Here is a 13,911-nt window from a genome sequence, read left to right as displayed (position 1 = left end):
CGTTGCTCAAGCCCTTGCCGCCGCCAGGTAACCTAAAGACCGTGAGCACGGTCGGATTCGACGCCCCGGCACGGTTGGGAACCGTGCTGACCGCGATGGTGACACCGTTTGCTCCCGACGGCTCGCTCGACACCGCCGCCGCGGCACAATTGGCCAACCACCTGGTCGATGCCGGTTGCGACGGCCTGGTGGTCTCCGGAACCACCGGCGAATCGCCGACCACCACCGACGACGAGAAGCGGGACCTGCTGCGCGTCGTGCTGGAGGCGGTGGGTGACCGCGCCCGGGTCATCGCCGGCGCGGGCACCTATGACACCGCCCACAGCGTCCGGCTGGCCAGGGCCTGCGCCGCGGAGGGCGCCCATGGACTGCTGGTGGTCACGCCCTACTACTCGAAGCCGCCGCAGAGCGGGCTGATCGCGCATTTCACCGCCGTCGCCGACGCCACCGAGCTGCCCGTGCTGCTCTACGACATCCCGCCACGCTCGGTGATCCCGATCGCGACCGAAACCATCCGTGCGCTGGCCGCCCACCCCAACATCGTGGGAATCAAGGACGCCAAGGCCGACCTGCACAGCGGCGGCCAGATCATCGCCGAGACCGGGCTGGCCTACTACTCCGGCGACGACGCGCTGAACCTGCCGTGGCTGGCCATGGGCGCCACCGGTTTCATCAGCGTGATCTCGCATCTGGCCGCCGGCCAGCTCCGAGAGATGTTGGCGGCCTTCGCTTCCGGCGACATCGCCACCGCGCGCAAGATCAACGTCACCGTCGCCCCGCTGTGCGACGCGATGAGCCGGCTGGGCGGCGTCACGATGTCCAAGGCGGGTCTGCGCCTGCAGGGCATCGACGTCGGCGATCCCCGGTTGCCGCAGATGCCCGCAACGCCCGAGCAGATGGATGCGCTGGCCGCCGATATGCGCGCGGCATCGGTGCTCCGGTGAGCTGAAGAGGCCCGTAAGTGGATGTAGACCTCGCCCCTCCCGGTCCCTTGACCACTGGCGGGCTGCGGGTCACCGCGCTGGGCGGCATCAGCGAAATCGGCCGCAACATGACGGTTTTCGAACACCTCGGCCGGCTGCTGATCATCGACTGCGGGGTGATGTTCCCCACCCACGACGAGCCCGGGGTGGACCTGATACTTCCGGACCTGCGCCACATCGAGGACCGGCTCGACGACATCGAGGCGCTGGTGCTGACCCACGCGCACGAGGACCACATCGGCGGCATCCCGTTCCTGCTCAAGCTGCGCCCGGACATCCCCGTCGTCGGGTCGAAGTTCACCCTGGCGCTGGTCGCCGCCAAATGCCGCGAACACCGGCTCAAGCCGGTGTTCGTCGAGGTCACCGAGGGACAGCGGAGCACCCACGGCGTGTTCGAGTGCCAGTACTTCGCCGTCAACCACTCCATCCCCGACGCGCTGGCGATCGCCGTGCACACCGGCGCGGGCACCGTCCTGCACACCGGCGACATCAAGCTCGACCAGCTGCCCCTCGACGGCCGGCCCACCGATCTGCCCGGGATGTCGCGGCTCGGCGACGCCGGGGTGGACCTGTTCCTGTGCGACTCGACCAACTCCGAGATCCCCGGCGTGGGGCCGTCGGAAAGCGAAGTGGGGCCGACGCTGCACCGCCTGATCCGGGGCGCCGAGGGGCGCGTGATCGTGGCGTGCTTCGCCTCCAACGTGGACCGCGTCCAGCAGATCATCGACGCGGCCGTGGCTTTGGGCCGGCGGGTGTCGTTCGTCGGGCGGTCGATGGTGCGCAACATGGGCATCGCCCGCGAGTTGGGATTCCTGCGGGTCGATGATTCCGACGTGATCGACATCGGCGCCGCCGAGCTGATGCCGCCCGAGCGGGTGGTGCTGATCACCACCGGCACCCAGGGCGAACCCATGTCGGCGCTGTCACGGATGTCGCGCGGCGAGCATCGCAGCATCACGCTCACCGCGGGGGACCTGGTAGTGCTGGCATCCTCGCTGATCCCCGGCAACGAGGAGGCCGTCTACGGCGTGATCGACGCGCTCGCCAAGATCGGGGCCCGCGTCGTCACCAACGCCCAAGCGCGCGTGCATGTCTCGGGTCACGCCTACGCCGGTGAGCTGTTGTTCCTCTACAACGGCGTGCGCCCGCGCAACGTCATGCCCGTGCACGGCACCTGGCGGATGCTGCGCGCCAACGCCAAGCTGGCGGCCAGCACCGGTGTGCCGGAGGCGTCAATCCTGTTGGCCGAGAACGGCGTCAGCGTCGACCTGGTCGCCGGCACGGCGTCGATCGCCGGGGCGGTGCCGGTCGGCAAGATGTTCGTCGACGGACTGATCAGCGGCGACGTCGGCGACATCACGTTGGGCGAACGGCTCATCTTGTCGTCGGGTTTCGTCGCGGTGACCGTGGTCGTCCATCGCGGCACCGGGCGCCCGGCGGCCGCCCCACACCTGCACTCGCGGGGGTTCTCCGAAGATCCCAAGGCGCTGGAACCCGCCGTGCGCCGGGTCGAGGCGGAGCTGGAATTGCTCGCCGCCGACAGCATCACCGACCCGGGGCGCATCGCCCAGGCCGTGCGCCGCACCGTCGGCAAGTGGGTGGGCGAGACCTACCGCCGGCAGCCGATGATCGTGCCGACGGTCATCGAGGTCTGAGGCGCTCGGCCCGCCTAGGTCAAGCCCAGGCTGTTCTTCAGAGATCCCGCGATCTCAGCCAGCGCCGCGACCAGTCGTTCGTCCTGGGCGTCGGTGGCCGCGGTGGCGGTGGCCACTGCGTTCCGCAGCGCCTCGTTGATGCGCTCTTCCACCACCGCGGCGCCCAGCCTCAGCAGGCCCGGTTCGATGGTGAGGGCGGTCAACCCGCGGTGCGGATCCAGGGTCACTTCGACGCTCTCGTTTTCGTCTGTCGCCGTCACCGTTTCCGTGTGCGTTCGGTGCATGTGGTCGTCGAGGACCGACTGAAACTGCTGGGCCTGCCGCAGCGCCTCGGCGACCTGCGGGTGCATTTCGGCGGTCATGGGCGTCCTTACTTCCGGGAGCGCTGCGGGTCCGGCGGCAACCGTCAGTGTAATTCGATTCGCCCGCCGACCGTATGCGTTTAGCCATGCCATCGGCTTGTGCTGAATTGGACCCGCCTTCTTTGTAGGGAATCCAGTTAATAGTTGCGGTCGGGGCTCCGACCATAATTCGTGCGCCGGGGATGCTGGGAGCGGCGTTACGCTCAACGGGTGAACGCGGTGCTCAGGCCCAACGTCCACCAAGCCCGAAAGCACGAAGGGAATTGCCGATGTCTGTGTTCGCCGCAGCCGCGAAGTTGATCGCCAGCCTGGCCGCCCTGGGGCAACAAGGCGCGGGCCTGGGCCTCGACAGCAGCGGCTGGAGCGGCTCGGAATCGAGCGCCGAAGGCAAGGCCGTGACCGGCTTGAATATGGCGGGTGACGGCGGGTCCCTGGTATTGAATCCTTTTGCCGGGTACATGATCTCCGGGTACATCAAGTCGCTCCCCCACGATGCTCAAGAACAATTTTTCGGGCAGCTTGGAGGTTTGAAGGGCGCAAAACAACACGCTCAAGGACTCAGCATCATCTCCTGGACGATTACTACCGTCGAATTATTGGCGCTGACGGCCGGATTCGGTACACCGTACGAGGGCGATTCCCTCAAAGGCGGATCGCAGCAATTCACGACGCTCGCCGAGCAGCTGAAGTCCGCCCTTCCGGACACCGGCTGGGAGGGCAGCGCTTCGGACGCCTATGCCGGGCTGGACACGGCGCTCTGTAACGCCGCCCAGACCATGGCCGGTCTTGATGACCAGCTGGCGGCCCTCGTGAAAGCGCAGGCCGAGTGGGTCGGCCATATGCAATTGGCGTTCGGCATATTGAAGGATTTTCTTCTGGTGGCCCTCGTCATCGAGATGACCATTACGTTTACGGTGCCCGCCCCGGCCGGTCCCGTCGCGGCGAAAGCCTTCGCAATCACGGTTGCGGTCCTCGGGATTGGTGCTGCCGTGAGCTTCCTTGGCACGTTGCTCGGATATTCCATCGAGCACGCCACAAAGGCGGATGCTTTGGCCGTCACGTACTCGGAGCTGGCGGGTGCGATCGTTCAAAACGGTGCGTTCACCGAGACGGGGGTAGCCACCGCGACGGAGTCCACGGTGGCCAGCTTCGAGGCGATATCGGCCGGCATGTCCGGTACGTCGACCGCCGTCGGCGGGCCGAGCGTCGCCTCGCGGGCCGGCGAGGCCGACGGACCCGCGAAGAGCGCACCCGACCAAGCGGCCCCGTCCACGTCGACGGCCAACATGCCCACGTTGGTGCAGCTGGCGGCAACGACAGGGCAGGCCACGAACCTGTCCAGCCATGAAGACCTCGTCAACCGGGCCCGCGGCCAGTTGCGCACCCTCGCTCAAGCGGCCCGGCAGGGCAAGGTGGCACAAACTCCGGCGGCGACCGCCGAGGAGGTCCGCGCCGCAGACGGCGACGTCGAGGGCACGGGGGCGGGGCTGGGAACACTCGGCGCTGAGCGCGCGCCCGTCGAGGCGGCACCGGCCGACGCCTCCACGGCGCAGGCGCCACGTGGAGTCGAGCGCGCCGTGTGATGCCGATTTTCCAGCCAACCATGTTGTGGCACAACCGGATACAGCAGTCCAGGGCAAAGGAGGAGTGACTTATGGCCGACCTGATCGTCACGCCGGAACACCTCAAGAAGCTGGCAACAGCGCAAGACCAAGCGGCTACCCAAGCCTCGACCGCCGGTACGGCAGGCGACAACATCAAGGCTGCCGTCTGGGTCACCCACGGCATCGTGAGCGGGGCGTCCAACGTGGCCTTCACCAACGCCGCGGCCGCGCGGAAGAGCACGGCCGAGGCCATGAGCAAGGCGTCGACCGAGCTCTCCGGCAAGTTGCGCACCGCGAGAGCCGTTTACCAAAGCGCCGACGACGAAACAAGCAGGAACATCGACGCGCAGGTGCTCGAGCGCTGATCGCGTCGAGTGGGGGAAGCAGCTGACCGGGGCTCGATCCGCCGACCGTTGACGTCATTCTTTGCAAAGGAGGAGCCATGTCGCAGCCCACCGACGACGCTTTGGCCGCCCTGAATTTCACCGCGGACACGTCCGGTTCCGGCGACCCGGCGCCATCGGATGCGTTGGACTTTTCAGCTCCCAAAGACGGCAAAGGCAGCGAGTCGGTCATCGAGGCATTGGGCGAGTTCTCGCCGAACGAGCCGGCCGATACCACAACCGACATGGACGCGATCAACTCGCAGAGTCCGGCTTCCGGGGAACCGCAGAAGGACGCCGTCGAAGTCGTCACGGTGACAAACCCGCCCGGGACCGTGTCGGTGTCGGTGCTCCTAGACGGCACCATGGAAAGTGTCGGGTTGTCACCGAAGGTGACGGGCATGACCGAAGCCGAGCTCGCGGACGAGATACTGGTCATTGCCGCCCTGGCCCGGCAGCAGGGATTGGCTGCGCAGCAAAGCTATTGGCTGGACGGGTCTTCCCTGTCGGAAGTCATGCGTGACGTGGGGTCTGACGGCGCCGACGCCGTTCAAGAGTTCATGGAGCAGGGCCTCGGTTTAACATCACCGGAGTCGGCCGCTGTGGCGCAGGCTGAGGTGTTCGCCACCCGGTACCGCAGCAAGAGATGACGTGTTGGTGGCTGCGCGTCGCAGTCCCGCGGAACGTGCGCCGTCACACCTTCTCCGCATAGGCCGACCACTCCACTTGGGACGCAGGGAGTTTGCGGCCGGTGGGCGCGACGTAGCGCGCAACGAGCTCGTCGGGGCCGGCCTGCTCGAGCAGCCGCCAGCCGTATTCGCCGACGAACCCGCCGACCTCGTCGGGCTGCAGGCCGAAGTGCCACAACTGTCGCCGCTGGCGCACGCTGCGATAGAGCGTGCGGGTGCCGTATCGATTGGTGCCGTCGATGAAATCTCGCCGGACGTAGGTGAAGACCAAACGGCTGCCGGGCGCCGCCGCGCGCAACCCCTCCAAGGTTCGCCGGACGGTCTTCTCGCTGAGGTACTGGGTTACGCCCTCGCAGATGAAGAACGTCCGGTAGTCGGTGTGGTAGCCGTGCTCGGCCAGGGAGGTGAGCAGGTCGTCCCGCTCCAGGTCCAGTGCCACCTGCCGCACGGACATCGGCGGTCCGCCCAGCACCCGCCGGACCGTCTTGAGCTTGCGGGCGATGTTGACCGGCAGGTCGACCTCGAAGACGGGGATGCGGACCTGCCGCGTCAAAAGGTAAGCCCGCGTGTCCAATCCGGCGCCGAGGATGACGACCGCGTCGATGCCGTCCAGCGCTTCGGCCAGCTTGTCGCCGATGAATCGCTTACGGCAGGCCAGATTCGCCCACAGGCCGCGGCCGGACCACTCCGATGCGCGCATCATCAAGCGGCGCACCGGCGCCGCGCGGGTCGCCGCGACGAGCCAGCGCAGCGGCGCCGGCAGGAACAGCTCCGCGAGATCGTCGTCCACCAGACGGCGGCCCGGCGGCTCGTTGTGTTCGACGGCCGCCAACACCACCGGTCCGAAGGCGGTCTGGGCGGCGGGATTTCGGGCCATGGGCCGCTACTTGTTCAGGAATCCGGCGTCGACGGGCAATGTCACGCCGGTGATGTAGCGGGCCTGGTCGGACACCAGCCACGCCACCGCGTTGGCGACGTCTTCGACTTGCAGGACCTCCACCGGCATGGCGTTGCCCATGGCCCCGGGCGTGTCGGTCGCGGCGGCCATCTTGGCCAGCCACTCCCGGGTGAACTCGTTGTTGATCATCGGCGTTTCGACTCCGGACGGGTGGATCGAGTTGACTCGAATATACTGCGTGGCAAGCAGATTCGCGTACACTCGCATCAGCCCCACAACGCCGTGCTTGGCGGCGGCGTAGCCGACCGAACCCGCGTCCGGGCTTCCGACGCCGGCCAGGCCGGCGCTCGAACTGATCAGCACGATCGAGCCGCCGGTGCCCTGCTTGACCATGGTCGGGATGGCGGCCTTGATGGTGTTGTAGACGCCGGTGAGGTTGACGTCGATGACGTCGCGCCAGCCGTCGTCACCGGACTGCATCGGAGCGATGCCGGCGTTGGCCACGACGATGTCGAGCCGGCCGAACTCGTCCAGGCCCGACTGCAGCGCGGCCGACAGTGATGCGCGCTCGCGCACGTCGCCGCGAGCGGCCACGATGCGCGCACCGGTGTCCTCGACCAGCTTGACGGTCTCCGCCAGGTCCTCCGCGGTGGCCAGGGGGTAGGGGACGCTGGCGATCTGCTCGCACAGGTCGACCGCGATGATGTTCGCGCCGTCGGCGGCGAGCCGCACCGCATGCGCGCGTCCCTGCCCGCGCGCCGCGCCGGTGATGAAGGCGACCTTGCCTTCGAGTGGCCGGGTCATCACGACCGCAGCTGACCCTTGTCCGGGTCCCCCGCGGGAACCGGCTGCAGCATCTTGATGTCGGGCGCCCCGGCGAGGTGCTCGCCGGCCGCGCCGAACATCTTGCCGATGGCCGGCGCGGTGCTGTGGGCCTTGAGCGCCTCTTCGTCGGCCCACTGCTCGACGAACACGAAGGTCTCGCCCGATTGGTGCAGCGAGTACAACTGGCAGCCCGGTTCGTTGTGCACTTCCTCCACCGCCTGCGTGAGGATGTCGCGGACTGCGTCGACCGACTCGGGTTTGACGGTCATGGTGGCAACGACGACGACGGGCATGCTGGGGCCTCCTGGGGCAACGGGTGGGGGTGACGCGCATGACTTCTGTTATCTAAATCACCGCTTGTCTACCCTACTCACGCGGTCCGGCGGAGGACCCGCCAGATGGCGCACGGGCCGAATCGTTGCCCGTGTGGCGGGTGGTGCAGATGATGTCGATGCGACTACCCTGGCCGATATGGCTAACAAGACCGCCGCCCGCTCCAAGGCCAGAACGAGCAGGTCAAAGGCCCCTGCGCGGAGTGGGTCGGGTCGCGCGCGGCCGGCGGCGCCCCGCAAACGGCCGAGCAGGCCTGCCAGGCGGCGTAACCATTCGCTGCTGGTGGCCGCCGGACTGACCGGCGGCCGCGCCCTGCGCGCCACCTGGCTGATGGCCGCGCGGAGCACCGGGGGCGCGGCGCGGTCGATCGGACGGGCCCGCGACATCGACCCGGGACACCGCCGCGACGGCATCGCGCTGATGCTGCTCGCGATTTCCGTCGTGGTCGCCGCGAGCTCGTGGTTCCACGCCGCCCGGCCGGTCGGCGCGTGGGTCGACACGTTGTTGCGCACCTTCATCGGGGCGGGCGTTCTGGCGCTCCCGGTCGTCACCGCCGGCGTGGCGGTGGCGCTGATGCGCACCCAGCCCAATCCCGACGCGCGGCCGCGGCTGATCCTGGGCGCCACCCTGATCGCCCTTTCCGTGCTCGGGCTGCGCCACCTGTGGTCCGGCTCGCCCGAGGACCCGGAGGCCCGGCGCCGCGCGGCCGGATTCGTCGGCTTCGCGATCGGGGGCCCGCTCTCGGACGGGCTGACCGCCTGGATCGCCGCGCCGCTGTTGTTCATCGGCTTCATGTTCGGCCTGCTGTTGCTGACCGGGACGACCATCCGGGAGGTGCCCGACGCGGTGCGCGCCATGTTCGGCGCCCGACTGCTCGGCGACGACGAATACGACTACGACGACTACGACGACCACGGCGACTACGACGACGCCGATCCCCTTGCGGCCGAGGGCTTCTCGGACGGCTTCCCCGACGAGGCGGTGCCGGCCCCCGGCGACGAGCCGCCGGCCTGGGCGGTCGACCCGGCCCCCGCCCTGCGCGACAACGAGGACGACATTCCCACCACGCCGGAGCCGGCCATCGGGAAGAGCCGCCGTCGCCCCAAGAAGCAGACCGAGGTGCTGGACCGGGTCGTCGAGGGCCCCTACACCCTGCCCTCGCTGAACCTGCTGGTCGCCGGTGACCCGCCCAAGAAGCGCAGCGCCGCCAACACCGTCATGGCCGACGCCATCAGCGAGGTGCTGACCCAGTTCAAGGTCGACGCCGCGGTCACCGGCTGCACCCGCGGGCCCACCGTCACCCGCTACGAGGTCGAACTCGGGCCCGGCGTCAAGGTGGAGAAGATCACCGCGCTGCAGAAGAACATCGCCTACGCGGTGGCCACCGAGAGCGTGCGCATGCTCGCGCCGATCCCGGGCAAGTCCGCGGTCGGCATCGAGGTGCCCAACACCGACCGCGAGATGGTGCGGCTGGCCGACGTGCTGACCGCGCCGTCGACCCGCCGCGACCACCACCCGCTGGTGATCGGGCTGGGCAAGGACATCGAGGGCGACTTCATCTCGGCCAACCTGGCCAAGATGCCGCACCTGCTGGTCGCCGGCTCCACCGGGTCCGGCAAGTCCAGCTTCGTCAACTCCATGCTGGTCTCGCTGCTGACCAGGGCCACCCCCGAGGAGGTCAGGATGATCCTGATCGACCCGAAGATGGTGGAGCTGACGCCGTACGAGGGCATCCCGCACCTGATCACGCCGATCATCACCCAGCCCAAGAAGGCGGCGGCGGCGCTGGCCTGGCTGGTCGAGGAGATGGAGCAGCGCTACCAGGACATGCAGGCCTCCCGGGTGCGCCACATCGACGACTTCAACGAGAAGGTGCGCTCCGGGGCGATCACCGCGCCGCTGGGCAGCCAGCGCGAATACCGGCCCTACCCGTACGTCGTGGCGATCGTCGACGAGCTGGCCGACCTGATGATGACCGCCCCCCGCGACGTCGAGGACGCCATCGTCCGGATCACCCAGAAGGCCCGCGCGGCGGGCATTCACCTGGTGCTGGCCACCCAGCGCCCGTCGGTGGACGTGGTCACCGGCCTGATCAAGACCAACGTGCCCTCGCGGCTGGCGTTCGCCACGTCGTCGCTGACCGACAGCCGGGTGATCCTGGACCAGGCGGGCGCCGAGAAGCTGATCGGCATGGGCGACGGCCTGTTCCTGCCGATGGGCGCGGGCAAGCCGATCCGGTTGCAGGGTGCGTTCATCACCGACGAGGAGATCCAGGCCGTCGTCGCCGCCTGCAAGGACCAGGCCGAACCCGAGTACACCGAGGGCGTCACCACGGCCAAGCCCACCGGCGAGCGCACGGACGTCGACCCCGACATCGGCGACGACATGGACGTCTTCCTGCAGGCCGTCGAGCTGGTGGTGTCCAGCCAGTTCGGCTCCACCTCGATGCTGCAGCGCAAGCTGCGCGTCGGCTTCGCCAAGGCCGGCCGGCTGATGGACCTGATGGAGACCCGCGGCATCGTCGGGCCCAGCGAGGGATCCAAGGCGCGCGAGGTGCTGGTCAAGCCCGACGAGCTGGCCGGGACGCTGGCGTTGATCCGCGGCGGCAGCGACGCCGACGGCGGCGACCCCGACGAGTAGCTTGGCGAGCAGACGCAAAATCGCACGTGTAGGGCCGTCTCAATGAGAATTTGCGTCTGCTCGCGGGACTACAGCACCAGCAGCATCCGGGAGTTGCCGAGGATGTTGGGTTTGACGTAGCTCAGGTCCAGGAACTCGGCGACACCGATGTCGTAAGAGCGGCACATCTCCTCGAACACCTCCGCGGTCACCGGCGTGCCCTCGATCTCGGTGAACCCGTGCTTGCCGAAGAACTCGGTCTCGAACGTCAACACGAACAGCCGCTTCAGTTGCAGCTCGCGCGCGACGGCCAGCAGCCGGTCGACGATCGCGTGGCCGATGCCGTGGCCGGTCATCGCCGGGTCGACGGCGACCGTGCGGATCTCGCCCAGGTCGGACCACATCACGTGCAGCGCGCCGCAACCCACCACGTCGCCTTCGCGCTCGGCCACCCAGAACTCCTGGACCGCCTCGTACAGCGTCACCAGGTTCTTCTCGAGCAGGATCTTGCCGGCGTAGGTGTCGACGAGTCGCTTGATGGCGGGGACATCGGACGTTCGCGCGCGTCGCACCAGACAGTCCTGCGAGCTTTCGGTCACGGCTAACAGTATCGGCATCCGGGACGGGCGTGCTGACCAACAGTTATTCTGTTGCCGTGTCGGGGCAGCCGCAAACGGGTCCGGTGATGGGACCTCCGGGCCGCGTCCACATCGCAAACCTCGCCAACACGCTGACGCTGCTCCGGCTGGTGCTGGTCCCGGTCTTCCTGCTCGCGCTGTTCGCCAAGGACGGCCACGAGATCGCCTTCCGGATCGTGGCGTTCGTGATCTTCACGCTCGCGGTCATCACCGATCGGCTGGATGGCCTGCTGGCCCGCAACTACGGAATGGCAACCGAATTCGGCGCGTTCGTCGATCCGATCGCGGACAAGACGCTGATCGGGTCGGCGCTGATCGGGCTGTCGATGCTCGGCGACCTGCCCTGGTGGGTCACGGTGGTCATCCTGGCCCGCGAGCTCGGCGTGACCGTGCTGCGCCTGGCCGTGATTCGCCGCGGCGTCATCCCGGCCAGTTGGGGCGGCAAGATCAAGACGGTGGTGCAGTCCGTGGCGATCGGCTTGTTCATCCTGCCCCTGTCCGGTCCCTTCCGCGTGACGGCCGCGGTGGTGATGGGCGCGGCCATCGTCCTGACCATCGTCACCGGCATCGACTACCTCGTGTCGACCGTCCGCGAAGTGCGCCGCACCACCGACTGAATCTGTCCCGCGGAACGGGAACCAAGACCCCGCCGGCCGCGTTCCACCTAATGAGCGCCTGCCGGACGGGGCCGTTTCGCTCCGGGCGCGGGCTGACTGGACGAAGGAGGGCGGAAAATGCCGCCATTAGTGCGCGAGGTCATCGGCGACGTGCTGCGGGAGTCCCGGATGACACAGGGCCGGACGCTGCGCGAGGTGTCCGATTCGGCGCGGGTGAGCCTCGGCTATCTGTCCGAGGTCGAACGCGGGCGCAAGGAGCCCTCCAGCGAGCTGCTCAACGCCATCTGCGACGCCTTGCGGGTGCCGCTGTCGTCGGTCCTGATCGACGCGGGCGAGCGGATGGCCGGTGTGGAGCGGACGCCCGCCGACGGGCTGCGCGGTCCGAGCATCGACGCCGACACCAAGGTCGTCATCCCGCCGGTGGCGTCCCTGGCGATCGCCTGAACGCGGCCCGCACCCGGGATCCCACGTCAGGGGTAGGGCGATCGGCGCCGACCCACTAAATTGAGCGACAGGCGACGGGCCCATCCAGGGGCCGTCCGGCCCACAAGAAGCGAAGGTGGAGCTCACTCATGGCCAATCCGTTCGTCAAAGCGTGGAAGTACCTCATGGCGCTGTTCAACGCGAAGATCGACGAGCACGCCGACCCCAAAGTGCAGATCCAGCAGGCCATCGAGGAAGCGCAACGCACCCACCAGGCGCTCACCCAGCAGGCGGCGCAGGTGATCGGCAACCAGCGGCAACTGGAGATGCGGCTCAACCGGCAGCTCGCCGACATCGAAAAGCTTCAGGTCAACGTGCGTCAGGCGCTGACGCTGGCCGACCAGGCCACCGCCGCCGGCGACGCCGCCAAGGCCACCGAGTACAACAACGCCGCGGAGGCGTTCGCGGCCCAGCTGGTGACCGCCGAGCAGAGCGTCGAGGACCTCAAGACGCTGCACGATCAGGCGCTGAACGCAGCGGCGCAGGCCAAGAGGGCGGTCGAACAGAACGCCATGGTGTTGCAGCAGAAGATCGCCGAGCGCACCAAACTGCGTAGCCAGCTCGAGCAGGCCAAGATGCAGGAACAGGTCAGCGCATCGCTGCGGTCGATGAGCGAGATCGCCGCGCCCGGCAACGTTCCCAGCCTCGACGAGGTGCGCGACAAGATCGAACGCCGCTACGCCACCGCGATGGGTGCCGCCGAATTGGCCCAGGGCTCGGTGCAGGGGCGCATGCTCGAGGTCGAGCAGGCCGGGGTGCAGATGGCCGGCCATTCCCGGCTGGAGCAGATCCGCGCCTCGATGCGCGGCGAAGCCTTGCCGACCGGGGCGACGCCGGCCGCCGGGGCCACTCCGGAGGCGACCGCCGCGCCCGCGGAGACCAGCGGGGGCGCGGCCACCGAGAAGCCTTTTGGCCAGTAACGCGGTGTCGGCGGTGAGCGAGACGCGGCGCGGCCTTTGGCGCACGTTGCTCGGGCGTGGGATGGCCACCGCCGCCGACCTGTCCGGCCTGGTGGCCGAGAAGATCAGCGCCGCCGCGGATCCCCGCGCTCGGCTGCTGCGCCGCCGCCGCCGCGCGCTGCGATGGGGCCTGATCTTCAGCGCCGGCTGCGTGTTCTGGGCGGCCGTCACGATGCTGCTGGCCGCCTGGGGCTGGTTCGCGCTGCTGCTGGAGATCACCGGCGCCGTCGCGGTCGTCATGGCCGTCCCGGCGACGCTGTTGTTGTTCCGCTACCGGTGGCTGCGTTCCGAGCCGCTGCCCACACCGCGCCCCACCAACGCCCGTCGGCTGCCGCCGCCCGGCTCGGCGGCGCGCCCCGCGATGTACGCGCTGGGTGCCTCCGAACGCGGTTTCCTGTCGCTGCTGAGCGTGATCGAGCGGGGCTCGATGTTGCCGACGGCCGAGATCCGCGACCTGAGCGCGGCGGCCAACAAGACCTCGGCGGCCATGGCGGCCACCGCCGCGGAGGTGGTGTCGATGGAGCGGGCGGCGCAGTCCAGCGAATCGTCACGGTCGTATCTGGTGCCGACCATCAACGCGTTCACCGCACAGTTGAGCGCCGGCGTTCGCCAGTACAACGAAATGGTCACCGCCGCAGCCCAATTGGTGTCTTCGGCCAACGGTGACCAGTTGGCCGCCTCGCAGCGCTACCGCGCCGAGCTGGCCGGGGCGACCGACCGCCTGGTCGGTTGGGCGCAGGCGTTCGACGAACTCGGCGGGCTGCGCGGCGCCAGCTGATGACCGCGGGCTAGTGTCCTGAGTCATTAATTTGGGTGCAGTAGTTGGCGATGCTGGTCAGGATTTGGTCGGCTGTCTTGGTCCA

Annotated in this window: 15 protein-coding genes; 10 read left to right on the top strand and 5 right to left on the bottom strand. The window is 68.5% G+C overall.

Annotation, left to right across the window (positions count from 1 at the left end; all coding sequences use genetic code 11):
* Positions 1-41: 41 nt before the first annotated feature.
* A complete protein-coding gene (dapA, locus tag AWC03_RS17660) occupies positions 42-944 on the top strand; it encodes a 4-hydroxy-tetrahydrodipicolinate synthase (RefSeq protein WP_085242020.1) in 903 nt (300 codons plus the stop codon).
* Between the two features lie 17 nt (positions 945-961).
* Positions 962-2,638 (top strand): ribonuclease J, encoded by a 1,677-nt coding sequence (locus tag AWC03_RS17655; RefSeq protein WP_085242019.1) that lies wholly within the window; start codon positions 962-964, stop codon positions 2,636-2,638.
* A gap of 14 nt (positions 2,639-2,652) precedes the next feature.
* On the opposite strand, the gene AWC03_RS17650 is transcribed toward AWC03_RS17655, so the two are convergent.
* The gene (locus AWC03_RS17650) at positions 2,653-3,000 is read right to left on the bottom strand and encodes a YbaB/EbfC family nucleoid-associated protein (protein ID WP_085242018.1); all 348 of its coding nucleotides are present in this window, start codon (positions 2,998-3,000) and stop codon (positions 2,653-2,655) included.
* Positions 3,001-3,269: 269 nt separating this feature from the next.
* On the opposite strand from AWC03_RS17650, the gene AWC03_RS17645 reads away from it, so the two are divergent.
* The 3 genes from AWC03_RS17645 (at position 3,270) to AWC03_RS17635 (ending at position 5,637) form a co-directional block, all read left to right on the top strand.
* Complete coding sequence (locus tag AWC03_RS17645) at positions 3,270-4,583, top strand: EspA/EspE family type VII secretion system effector (protein ID WP_085242017.1); 1,314 nt, start codon at positions 3,270-3,272, stop codon at positions 4,581-4,583.
* A 71-nt stretch (positions 4,584-4,654) separates the two neighbouring features.
* Positions 4,655-4,969 carry an ESX-1 secretion-associated protein gene (locus AWC03_RS17640; protein WP_085242016.1) on the top strand — a complete coding sequence of 105 codons (315 nt, stop codon included), beginning with the start codon at positions 4,655-4,657 and terminating at the stop codon, positions 4,967-4,969.
* 77 nt (positions 4,970-5,046) lie between these two features.
* The gene (locus tag AWC03_RS17635) at positions 5,047-5,637 is read left to right on the top strand and encodes a hypothetical protein (RefSeq protein ID WP_085242015.1); all 591 of its coding nucleotides are present in this window, start codon (positions 5,047-5,049) and stop codon (positions 5,635-5,637) included.
* A gap of 43 nt (positions 5,638-5,680) precedes the next feature.
* Here AWC03_RS17635 and AWC03_RS17630 read toward each other — a convergent pair whose 3' ends face one another.
* The 3 genes from AWC03_RS17630 to AWC03_RS17620 are packed head-to-tail and all read right to left on the bottom strand — an operon-like array spanning position 5,681 to position 7,692.
* A complete protein-coding gene (locus AWC03_RS17630; protein WP_085242014.1) occupies positions 5,681-6,553 on the bottom strand; it encodes an SAM-dependent methyltransferase in 873 nt (290 codons plus the stop codon).
* 6 nt (positions 6,554-6,559) lie between these two features.
* Positions 6,560-7,381 (bottom strand): mycofactocin-coupled SDR family oxidoreductase, encoded by an 822-nt coding sequence (locus AWC03_RS17625; RefSeq protein WP_142278429.1) that lies wholly within the window; start codon positions 7,379-7,381, stop codon positions 6,560-6,562.
* Positions 7,378-7,692 (bottom strand): putative quinol monooxygenase, encoded by a 315-nt coding sequence (locus tag AWC03_RS17620; RefSeq protein ID WP_085242012.1) that lies wholly within the window; start codon positions 7,690-7,692, stop codon positions 7,378-7,380. The genes AWC03_RS17625 and AWC03_RS17620 overlap by 4 nt, the downstream gene beginning before the upstream one ends.
* On the opposite strand from AWC03_RS17620, the gene AWC03_RS17615 reads away from it, so the two are divergent.
* Positions 7,691-10,372 (top strand): DNA translocase FtsK 4TM domain-containing protein, encoded by a 2,682-nt coding sequence (locus AWC03_RS17615; RefSeq protein WP_211279250.1) that lies wholly within the window; start codon positions 7,691-7,693, stop codon positions 10,370-10,372. The two genes, AWC03_RS17620 and AWC03_RS17615, sit on opposite strands and share 2 nt — an antisense overlap.
* Positions 10,373-10,440: 68 nt before the next feature.
* Here AWC03_RS17615 and AWC03_RS17610 read toward each other — a convergent pair whose 3' ends face one another.
* On the bottom strand, positions 10,441-10,968 hold the full coding sequence (locus AWC03_RS17610; RefSeq protein WP_085242010.1) for an amino-acid N-acetyltransferase: 528 nt from the start codon (positions 10,966-10,968) through the stop codon (positions 10,441-10,443).
* A gap of 38 nt (positions 10,969-11,006) precedes the next feature.
* Here AWC03_RS17610 and pgsA point away from each other — a divergent pair, with 38 nt between their 5' ends.
* From pgsA to pspM, 4 genes are all read left to right on the top strand, one after another.
* The gene (pgsA, locus tag AWC03_RS17605) at positions 11,007-11,606 is read left to right on the top strand and encodes a CDP-diacylglycerol--glycerol-3-phosphate 3-phosphatidyltransferase (protein WP_085242132.1); all 600 of its coding nucleotides are present in this window, start codon (positions 11,007-11,009) and stop codon (positions 11,604-11,606) included.
* Positions 11,607-11,723: 117 nt separating this feature from the next.
* The gene (gene clgR, locus AWC03_RS17600; RefSeq protein ID WP_085242009.1) at positions 11,724-12,050 is read left to right on the top strand and encodes a transcriptional regulator ClgR; all 327 of its coding nucleotides are present in this window, start codon (positions 11,724-11,726) and stop codon (positions 12,048-12,050) included.
* Between the two features lie 128 nt (positions 12,051-12,178).
* Positions 12,179-13,009, top strand: a complete 831-nt coding sequence (pspA, locus tag AWC03_RS17595) for a phage shock protein PspA (protein WP_085242008.1) — start codon at positions 12,179-12,181, stop codon at positions 13,007-13,009.
* 61 nt (positions 13,010-13,070) lie between these two features.
* Positions 13,071-13,826: a phage shock envelope stress response protein PspM gene (gene pspM / locus AWC03_RS17590; protein WP_085242007.1), complete on the top strand. Its 756-nt coding sequence runs from the start codon at positions 13,071-13,073 to the stop codon at positions 13,824-13,826.
* The last annotated feature ends 85 nt before the right edge of the window (positions 13,827-13,911 follow it).

Source organism: Mycobacterium europaeum, from assembly GCF_002102155.1.
GTDB classification, from domain to species: domain Bacteria; phylum Actinomycetota; class Actinomycetes; order Mycobacteriales; family Mycobacteriaceae; genus Mycobacterium; species Mycobacterium europaeum.
Note: the sequence above shows the minus strand (reverse complement) of the source record. Positions and strands in the feature narration are given on the sequence as shown.

What these genes read in the sequence shown, in the direction of transcription:
- pspM (WP_085242007.1), top strand. Translation starts at nt 13,071, where the DNA reads ATGGCCACCGCCGCCGACCTGTCCGGCCTGGTGGCCGAGAAGATCAGC.
- AWC03_RS17645 (WP_085242017.1), top strand. Translation starts at nt 3,270, where the DNA reads ATGTCTGTGTTCGCCGCAGCCGCGAAGTTGATCGCCAGCCTGGCCGCC.
- AWC03_RS17630 (WP_085242014.1), bottom strand. Translation starts at nt 6,553, where the DNA reads ATGGCCCGAAATCCCGCCGCCCAGACCGCCTTCGGACCGGTGGTGTTG.
- AWC03_RS17640 (WP_085242016.1), top strand. Translation starts at nt 4,655, where the DNA reads ATGGCCGACCTGATCGTCACGCCGGAACACCTCAAGAAGCTGGCAACA.
- clgR (WP_085242009.1), top strand. Translation starts at nt 11,724, where the DNA reads ATGCCGCCATTAGTGCGCGAGGTCATCGGCGACGTGCTGCGGGAGTCC.
- AWC03_RS17610 (WP_085242010.1), bottom strand. Translation starts at nt 10,968, where the DNA reads ATGCCGATACTGTTAGCCGTGACCGAAAGCTCGCAGGACTGTCTGGTG.
- AWC03_RS17620 (WP_085242012.1), bottom strand. Translation starts at nt 7,692, where the DNA reads ATGCCCGTCGTCGTCGTTGCCACCATGACCGTCAAACCCGAGTCGGTC.
- AWC03_RS17635 (WP_085242015.1), top strand. Translation starts at nt 5,047, where the DNA reads ATGTCGCAGCCCACCGACGACGCTTTGGCCGCCCTGAATTTCACCGCG.
- pspA (WP_085242008.1), top strand. Translation starts at nt 12,179, where the DNA reads ATGGCCAATCCGTTCGTCAAAGCGTGGAAGTACCTCATGGCGCTGTTC.
- AWC03_RS17650 (WP_085242018.1), bottom strand. Translation starts at nt 3,000, where the DNA reads ATGACCGCCGAAATGCACCCGCAGGTCGCCGAGGCGCTGCGGCAGGCC.
- AWC03_RS17615 (WP_211279250.1), top strand. Translation starts at nt 7,691, where the DNA reads ATGCTGGGGCCTCCTGGGGCAACGGGTGGGGGTGACGCGCATGACTTC.